A 783-nucleotide genomic window follows, 5' to 3' on the forward strand; every position below is an offset into this window, starting at 1 on the left:
CCCATCTCGAACTCGGCCGTGAAACCTGACAGCGCCAATGGTACTGTGGCTCAAGCCCCGGAAGAGTAGGACGTCGCCAGGCATTGAAGCCGGCGCACAAACGCTAGATAAAAAACCCATCACAATGACAAACGAAACAAGGGGGCCAAAAGCCCCCTTTTTGCGTCCCCAAAAGACGCAGCCGCCAGGCGGGATGGAGAACCCCGCCCCTCCACGCCGGCAACGCCGGAATGGACAAAAAAACACTCCCGGGCTGAAAACCAGCCCCATATGGTGACGCGGGGTGGAGCAGCCCGGTAGCTCGTCAGGCTCATAACCTGAAGGTCGTAGGTTCAAATCCTACCCCCGCAACCAAACAATACAATAACTTAGCAGACATACGCCGCGCTCCACGAAGCACCGTGTCCGCAATAGGTCCGTTCTCCAGCACAACATTTTTGAACAGAAGCGTGCCAGAACGTCCGGTTCTGGGCGTCGGCTTGCCGTCGCTTTACGACCGGAAGGGGTGGTTAGCTGCCGGGGCGTATGACAATGTCAGACTGATGTTTCATCATCAGCATCAACATCAAAGTCGATAGTGCGAAGCCGATGAAAGCGAGCAACGCAAAGTGCTGACCTTGATTTCCGGTAACGATGAAGGCCAACATTTCCAAAGCGATTAGCCGATTGATGATGAGCAACCGGAGATCGCCGTAGCTGCGGGAAAACAAGCGCTCACGCCACGACATGTCACGCCACTGCGCCTTGGACCGCTGATTAAAGGTGTCAACCGCTTGACGTGTT

At 55.6% G+C, this 783-nt stretch carries 1 protein-coding gene, 1 tRNA gene and 1 rRNA gene; 2 read left to right on the plus strand and 1 reads right to left on the minus strand.

The window, feature by feature from the left end:
- A 5S ribosomal RNA gene (gene rrf / locus LH128_RS35075) occupies positions 1-82 on the plus strand; the annotation flags it as partial.
- 195 nt (positions 83-277) lie between these two features.
- Positions 278-354 (plus strand) — tRNA-Met (locus tag LH128_RS29740).
- A gap of 155 nt (positions 355-509) precedes the next feature.
- Here the strand turns inward: LH128_RS29740 and LH128_RS29745 are convergent.
- On the minus strand, positions 510-783 hold a 274-nt coding region (locus LH128_RS29745), incomplete at its 5' end, for a hypothetical protein (protein ID WP_008833411.1).

The sequence above is a fragment of the Sphingomonas sp. LH128 genome (assembly GCF_000293195.2).
In the GTDB taxonomy this organism is placed as follows: Bacteria; Pseudomonadota; Alphaproteobacteria; order Sphingomonadales; family Sphingomonadaceae; genus Novosphingobium; species Novosphingobium resinovorum_A.